Here is a 7,571-nt window from a genome sequence, read left to right as displayed (position 1 = left end):
CAGAACATGGGGGATTAAAAACGTCTGCGAGCTTTCCTTTTCTAAGCCCCATATTTAGTTTTGAGGGTTTAAATATCACTGCGATAAGCGGCTCTATTTTAGAACGAATCTTCCGCCATCACACCCCATATGGCTGTATTGCTAAAGGAAAAACAGGGGCGTTTAAAGATCATTATGTATTAGCATTACGTGGCACAGCAAAGATGCGCGATTGTATTACTGATTTACACTGTGGTGTCGCAACTGGGCCTAATAATCAGAGTGTGCATGCAGGGTTTAATAAAACTTTTAACTCACTTAAATCACAGTTAGAACAATATTTTTCACAAAACCCTACGGCTCCGGTTCATGTTGTCGGCCACAGCTTAGGCGGAGCATTGGCAAATTTAGCCGCTAATTGGCTAAAACAACGCTTTAAAGTACCTGTAAAACTGTATACTTTTGGTGCGCCGCGTGTAGGGCTATCAAGTTTTGCAAGTCATACTGAGCACGCTTTACAAGGCGTATATCGCTGTGTGCACGCAGGTGACCCTGTACCTATGGTACCTGTTTGGCCTTTTATGCACACCAAGGACGAATATATTTTAAATTCAGCACCCAGTATCTCTCCTGGCGCTCATAGCATGACTAATCCAACTCCTGGATATTTAAATACTGCATCAAAATACAAGAGCTATATTGATATTCAAAAAGGATTTGAAGTACGTCACCAAGAAGCTGTTCGTCTTGATTTTGAAAAACGTCATCAAGCTCACTTTTCTGTGCGCTGGGCTAAGAAAATAGGTGCCGCGCTGCTCGACTTTTTAAATAAAAAAGGCGTATTACATTCAATACAGGCCAGTGTTACGGGCTTACTAACTATTTATGATGCTATTGCGACCTATTTAGCAAATGAAATAGAAACAACTTTGGCCTATGCAGCAGAGGTAAAAGGGATTGTGGGTCATATGTATGTATTTTGTGGCCTGCCCGCAGGGAAGTTTATTGATTTTAGTTACCGTGGGATCCGTTTAATTTTTAAGAAAATGCTTATGAAACTTTCCCAACTAGCTAAATTTTCAATAGAAATGGCTAGCCATACAGCCCCTCTACTCGTATAAACGTATTATAAGCCAGCATTTACTAATGCTGGCTTATTTAAAATTAGTCATATTATCAAAAGATTACAACTGCCACGCATAACTGAGTTTGGTGAAGAAAGTTCGCTGATCACGCTCTAAACTCTTCAATGAATCGTCTTGGTAGCCTTTATCTGAATAGCCTAAGTAAAACAAGGTTTGTGCATTGATTTTATAGGAATAAACCAGCTGACTACCGTAATCTCGGTTGATGCTATTAACATTGGCATAGTAAGCGTTTTGATTACGGTCGATATCTTCAAACTGTAAAATCAGTTTCAGCATAGAGCGCATGTTGAATTTATAGTAAACACGTAAATCAGTCAGATTCGCAGTAAAAACATTATCACCTTGTGGGTTATTTAAACGACTGTAACTATGCTCTAACTGTACTTGCCAGTGATCATTTATATCCCACGTCAGCTCTGGCTCTATGGTAAATAAATCACCTAACTGCTCATTGCTGTAATCTATTTTACTGCCAAATTCACTGTAAAGCGTAATGCGTAAATCTTTGCTTGGACTAAAACCACCGTAGATATAGCCAATGTTTTGGTTATAGAAGTTACCATAATAACTCTCATTACGGTGGATCAAACCAAACTCTAAGGATGACTGTAATTGGCCTTTTAAAAAGATATAACCTTCATACTCTTCTTCAAGCAAGCTGCCATCTTGTGCCCAGGTTTTGTCCCAATCCACATTATAAGAATATTCGGTTACCATCTCACTTGCATCCAAGTACCAGGTTTGCCCGCCACCTAATAACGCTTTTTTGTAATCCACTTTTGCTTGATAGCCAACGTCAGTACGGTAATCTTCACCAATGTCTTCGTAACTGGCAAGTAGCTTATAATCACGCTTCTCACGAGCAAACTCAAGCTTATAAGCTTGGTCGGATTGGCTTTTGTTTAAGCCATAATTATCGATTAAAAAGGCGGAATTCTTAGTATCAGAGGTTGCAACTTGATACAACACACTATCGGTTTGATTAAACCAATAACTACCATCCACAGACAGTACGCTATTGTGATAATCATTTGCTTCACGATGAGTACTCATCACACCTATAGTGCCCTGCTCACCGATATCATATTGGTAACGCCCAATTGATGACTTTGATTTTTCAGCTAAATTAGCAAAGCCAGAACCTTGGTTTGTAGGTAATAAAATACTGGTATTTTCATCATCTGCATACATAAAGGCATAGCTATGTGCAGCTGTTTTACCTGTTATTTTGGTGCCAATTTCGGGCTCAGCAATTGTTCTAGTATATAAAAGCTCAAATAAACTGCTTTTAAAATATGATGCACCGTCTAAAAAGAATGGGCGCTTTTCAGCATATTGGATAGAAAATGTAGTATTTACATCCAACTCTAAGCTATCTGCCTCGACTTGTGAGAAATCGGGATTAATGGTGGCGTTAATAACCGCATCTTGGCTGATCCCCCAACGTAAATCGAGTCCAGCTTCGGTATCAATATCACCATTTTGCCAATCACCTGGTACAGCCTCTTTTACATCATGACGTACTGCTGTCAAGGTTGGTGTTAATTGAATGTTCTTACTGGGCTCCATAGCATTGAAGCCCATAAGTTTATCAAATTGGCAAAAACTGCATTTCACATCGCGGTCAAAACCTACATTAGATAATTGATAAAGCACCTCTCGGGGATAATTACGCCATAAAGCAAAGCCCCACGTCATATCGGCTTTATTTTTAGGAAATCGTAATGCTGTAAATGGAATACGCATTTCAACCACATAACCTTGCTTGGTTATTTGCCCTGCGCTGTCCCAAATCGCATCCCATGAAGGGTCTTCACTCCAACCGTCGGTATCTGTCATCCGCATATCACCTTGCGCACCAAGCGGGTTTACGTAAAACTCATAACCTGTTCGTTCATCATTAAAGGTATCTATCATTAGCGCAACGTTATCATCACTCCATAAAGTATCGCGGTCTCGAAGTGCGGCACGAATTTGACTCGGATCATTATCATAAGCAACAAGGCCAACATATAAATAGTTACCATCCTCGTAAATATAAGCATCCGTTTTTACCGGTGGCGTGCCTTTCTCGTTAGGTTCATTTTGATAACGTAAAGGCACTAACGTGGCTTGTTGCCAATGCGGTTCTGTTAATTGGCCATCGAGCTCTATGCTTTGTTCAATATGCGCTAAAAGTAAATTGTTGTTTCTCTGCGTGTGCAAACGTACTACATAAAGCGAAAGCTAACATCCAGACAGGTAACGTTATTAATTTTATATACTGCATAAACATCCATTTAATACCCAGTTACTCGGGTGAGTAAGTTAAGAATCCAATTGTAATTCATGCAGGTACATTTGTTAATAGCTTGATTGCAAAAATGTTATTTTAATTAACCAACCAAAACAAAAAGCTGAAGTTTCAGGTCTCAATTAACTTTAATTTATCAACCACACCATTCCAGATATCGGCATCTTCAGGGGCTGGCTTTACATCTGTGATACGCGGCCAAATAAGTGCAAGTTCAGCATTCAGCTTTGTGAATTCTTTTTGCGAGTCAGGTAGTTCATCTTCTTGATAAATTGCTTCGGCGGGACATTCTGGAACGCATAAGCCACAATCAATACAATCAATCGGACTGATCGCCAAGAAATTAGGGCCTTCATAAAACGCATCTGCTGGACACACTGCTACACAATCAGTGTATTTACACTTTATACAGTTTTCAGTGACTACAAATGCCATTTTAACGTTTGCCTAACATATCTTAATACGGCTGGAGATCATACCCAACCACAGCCAAAATACAATAAATAATCGCTGCCATCGCAGCTTAAATTAACGTAAAATACCTGCAATTGTGAGCATATCGCATCAGCGGCTGCTAAGACACCTAACAGAGACTAAATATGATACGTTTAACAGAAATAAAGCTGCCACTTGATCATGACGACGATGCCATAAAGCAAGCAATTATAACTAAACTTGGCATTGATAACAGCCAACTCCATAGCTTTAATGTCTTTAAACGTGGTTACGATGCCCGTAAAAAAACCGCCATTTTACTTATTTATACCCTCGACATTGAAGTTGATAATGAAGTCCAATTATTAATTCAGTTTGCTAAAGACCAACATGTCAAACCAGCCCCTGATACCAGCTATAAATTTGTTGCTCAAGCACCGGTAATCGCTCAAGAACGCCCGGTGGTAATAGGCTTTGGCCCTTGCGGATTGTTTGCTGGTTTAATACTGGCGCAAATGGGGTTTAAACCCATTATTTTAGAGCGCGGAAAAGAAGTGCGTGAACGGACCAAAGACACTTTCGGTTTTTGGCGAAAGCGTACTCTAAATACTGAGTCAAACGTACAGTTTGGTGAAGGCGGCGCGGGAACTTTCTCTGACGGAAAACTTTATAGCCAAGTTAAAGATCCAAAGCATTATGGTCGTAAAGTGATCACTGAATTTGTAGCTGCGGGCGCACCAGAAGAAATTATGTATGTCAGCAAGCCGCACATTGGTACTTTTAAGCTAGTGACTATGATTGAAAAAATGCGTGCAAGTATTGAAGCGCTTGGTGGTGAAATTCGTTTTAGCACCCGCGTTGATGACATCCTACTTGATGATGGCCAAGTCACTGGCTTAAAACTATCTACAGGTGAACAACTTAATACCCGTCATGTTGTGCTTGCGGTAGGTCACAGCGCACGTGATACATTTAAAATGGTGTACGATAAAGGGATTTACGTTGAAGCAAAACCGTTCTCAGTTGGTTTTAGAATTGAGCACAAACAATCTATGATCGATGAATGCCGTTTTGGTGATAATGCTGGTAACCCGATCCTTGGCTCTGCAGATTACAAACTTGTTCACCACTGTGACAGTGGCCGTACTGTTTATAGCTTTTGTATGTGCCCAGGCGGTACAGTGGTTGCGGCAACCTCTGAGGAAGGTCGCGTGGTAACGAATGGCATGAGTCAATATTCTCGCAGCGAACGCAACGCTAACAGCGCTATTGTTGTGGGCATTTCTCCTGAAGAAGATTTCCCAGGCCACCCATTAGCTGGTATTGATCTGCAGCGAAAACTAGAAGAGCAAGCCTTTGCATTAGGCGGTAGTAATTACGATGCACCAGCACAGTTAATTGGCGACTTCTTAAAAGGTAAAGATTCAAGTGACTTAGGCGATGTAAAGCCTTCATACACACCAGGTATCAAACTTACTGATCTAGCAAATGTGTTACCTAACTATGCAATTGATGCCATTCGTGAAGCAATTCCTGCATTTAATAAGCAAATTCGTGGTTTTTCATCAAACGATGGCTTATTAACGGGCGTTGAAACCCGCACTTCATCACCAATTTGTATCAAGCGCGATAAGAGCATGCAAAGTATCAACACTCAAGGCCTATATCCTGCCGGTGAAGGTGCGGGTTATGCGGGTGGTATTCTATCCGCTGGTATTGATGGGATCAAAGCGGCTGAAGCTGTAGCGTTATCTATGCTTGAGAAAAATAGCTAAGTAGTTTTTCATTGTTCACAAAAAAGCCTCATTTATTGAGGCTTTTTGGTGTTAATAACTTATACCATTATTTCTTTAATGAAAGTTTGGCACCTTTGAGGGTTTTACGTACGTTTGAGATACGTGAACGGTTTTTAGCTCGTGCTTCACCAGTTGCTTGACCTGATGGTTTATTTGTATGGCTACGACGTAAATGCGACGGTTTTTTGCCAATTTTATCAATCAATACTTCACGGTTACTTACTTCATAACCAGGTAAATATTCACGCTGAATTTTTTGACCAATTAAGGTTTCAATTTCAAACAACATGTTTTCTTCTTCGCGGCTAACAAATGAGATTGCTTGGCCTTGTTTACCGGCACGACCTGTACGACCAATACGGTGTACGTAATCTTCAGCAAGCCATGGTAAGTCAATATTAATTACACGTGGTAAATCATCAATATCAATCCCGCGAGCGGCAACTTCTGTAGCCACGAGTACGCGTACTTTACCTGCTTTGAAATCACTTAATGCGCGACGGCGGTTACCTTGGGTTTTATCACCATGGCATACAGCAGCTGGGATACCATCAAGATTTAATTCTTTAACTAGCTCATCCGCTGTTTCTTTCATATTGACGAACACTAACACTTGTTGCCAGTTTTTCTTACCGATCAATTCAGAAAGTAGCTCTTGTTTACGGCGCTCTTCAACTGGATATACCACATGATGAACGGTTGCAGCAGTGCTGTTGGTTTGATCAACACGGACAATTTCAGCTTGCTTGAGTACTTTGCTAGCAAACTGTTTAATTGCCGCTGGGAATGTTGCAGAGAACAATAAAATTTGGCGATCTTCAGCACAGCCATTGATCACTGTTTGCATATCCGTGATAAAGCCCATATCGAGCATACGATCAGCTTCATCTAGTACTAAATGCTGTACTTGAGCAAGGCTTAGGTTACCTAAACGAATATGATCCAGTAAACGCCCAGGCGTTGCGACAACAATGTCTACACCCGCTTTTAGACCATTTGCCTGACCAGCAGTATTTACACCACCAAATAAGCTCACGATTTTAAGGTTGGTGTATTTGGCAAAGTCAGTGAAATTATTGGCTATTTGCTCAGCAAGCTCACGGGTTGGTGCTAGCACCAAGGCACGAGGAGCATTACTTTTGCTGTATTCAACTTCTGATAATTTTTGAATAATAGGCAACGCGAAAGCAGCCGTTTTACCAGTGCCTGTTTGGGCGCTGGCTAAAACATCTTTGCCTTTACGCACTGCTGGAATAGCATTACGTTGAATGGGCGTAAGGGTGTGATAGTTAAGTTCATCTAACGCCTGAAGAAGTTCAGGGGCAAAACTAAAAGATTTAAAATTCATGCTGTATAACCTGCGGCCACATTATCAAGGGTCGCAAATTATACAGTAATTTACAGCAAGCAGTTAGCTATAACTTAACTAAAGTGCCTTTTAATGCCACACCAGCCATAAGAGCACCTGCACCACATTCATATTCAGTGCTGCTAACAAACTCACGCTTTTTATAATACGATTGAATATTAACAACGGCATTCATGCCTTCTTTTAGCGCTCGCTCTTGTAAAGCTTTTAAGGCACTTAACATTACCCATTCACAGGCTTCACGGTCACTTTTATTAAAAGCATTGGTTTTTTTATTAGTGATCACTTCACCAAATTTACTACTTTCTTTGGCATGAGCTTGATCGGCAAAATAAAGCGGGATCTCTAATAATGCCGCTTTTGCTTTAGTTGTTTCTAGTAATGATTGAATTGGATATTGACCAATATCGTCACGAGCATTCACTGATACAGCAGTTAATGAGGCAGCGACTAAAAGTGCGCTATAAATCAATTTCATTTCAATTTCCTTGTTGTGTATAAAATTTCCAGGCAACAGCAAAGCCAAACGATATTACTGTTTCGTTTAACTA

5 protein-coding genes and 1 pseudogene are annotated in these 7,571 nt (G+C 40.5%); 2 read left to right on the top strand and 4 right to left on the bottom strand.

Annotation, left to right across the window (positions count from 1 at the left end):
* The coding region (locus HHO47_RS16820) for a lipase family protein (protein ID WP_169021344.1) at positions 1-1,100 on the top strand (1,100 nt) is incomplete at its 5' end.
* A 63-nt stretch (positions 1,101-1,163) separates the two neighbouring features.
* Here HHO47_RS16820 and HHO47_RS16815 read toward each other — a convergent pair.
* Both HHO47_RS16815 and fdxA read right to left on the bottom strand, forming a co-directional pair.
* Positions 1,164-3,396 (bottom strand): annotated as a pseudogene (locus HHO47_RS16815) (DUF5916 domain-containing protein).
* Positions 3,397-3,531: 135 nt separating this feature from the next.
* A complete protein-coding gene (gene fdxA, locus HHO47_RS16810; protein ID WP_169021342.1) occupies positions 3,532-3,855 on the bottom strand; it encodes a ferredoxin FdxA in 324 nt (107 codons plus the stop codon).
* A 164-nt stretch (positions 3,856-4,019) separates the two neighbouring features.
* Between fdxA and HHO47_RS16805 the strand changes: the two genes are divergently transcribed.
* Positions 4,020-5,630: an NAD(P)/FAD-dependent oxidoreductase gene (locus HHO47_RS16805; protein ID WP_169021341.1), complete on the top strand. Its 1,611-nt coding sequence runs from the start codon at positions 4,020-4,022 to the stop codon at positions 5,628-5,630.
* A 67-nt stretch (positions 5,631-5,697) separates the two neighbouring features.
* Here HHO47_RS16805 and HHO47_RS16800 read toward each other — a convergent pair whose 3' ends face one another.
* Together HHO47_RS16800 and HHO47_RS16795 are read right to left on the bottom strand one after the other, a co-directional pair.
* On the bottom strand, positions 5,698-6,999 hold the full coding sequence (locus tag HHO47_RS16800) for a DEAD/DEAH box helicase (protein ID WP_169021340.1): 1,302 nt from the start codon (positions 6,997-6,999) through the stop codon (positions 5,698-5,700).
* A gap of 67 nt (positions 7,000-7,066) precedes the next feature.
* The gene (locus HHO47_RS16795; RefSeq protein WP_169021339.1) at positions 7,067-7,498 is read right to left on the bottom strand and encodes an excinuclease ABC subunit A; all 432 of its coding nucleotides are present in this window, start codon (positions 7,496-7,498) and stop codon (positions 7,067-7,069) included.
* Positions 7,499-7,571: the final 73 nt, after the last annotated feature.

It is taken from the genome of Pseudoalteromonas arctica (genome assembly GCF_012927645.1).
In the GTDB taxonomy this organism is placed as follows: domain Bacteria; phylum Pseudomonadota; class Gammaproteobacteria; order Enterobacterales; family Alteromonadaceae; genus Pseudoalteromonas; species Pseudoalteromonas arctica_A.
The sequence above is the reverse complement of the archived record's forward strand: the minus strand, read 5'-3'. Positions and strand labels throughout refer to the sequence as shown.

Bases quoted from the DNA above. Each gene is read 5' to 3' on its own strand.
- fdxA (WP_169021342.1), bottom strand. From the start codon at position 3,855: ATGGCATTTGTAGTCACTGAAAACTGTATAAAGTGTAAATACACTGAT.
- HHO47_RS16805 (WP_169021341.1), top strand. From the start codon at position 4,020: ATGATACGTTTAACAGAAATAAAGCTGCCACTTGATCATGACGACGAT.
- HHO47_RS16800 (WP_169021340.1), bottom strand. From the start codon at position 6,999: ATGAATTTTAAATCTTTTAGTTTTGCCCCTGAACTTCTTCAGGCGTTA.
- HHO47_RS16795 (WP_169021339.1), bottom strand. From the start codon at position 7,498: ATGAAATTGATTTATAGCGCACTTTTAGTCGCTGCCTCATTAACTGCT.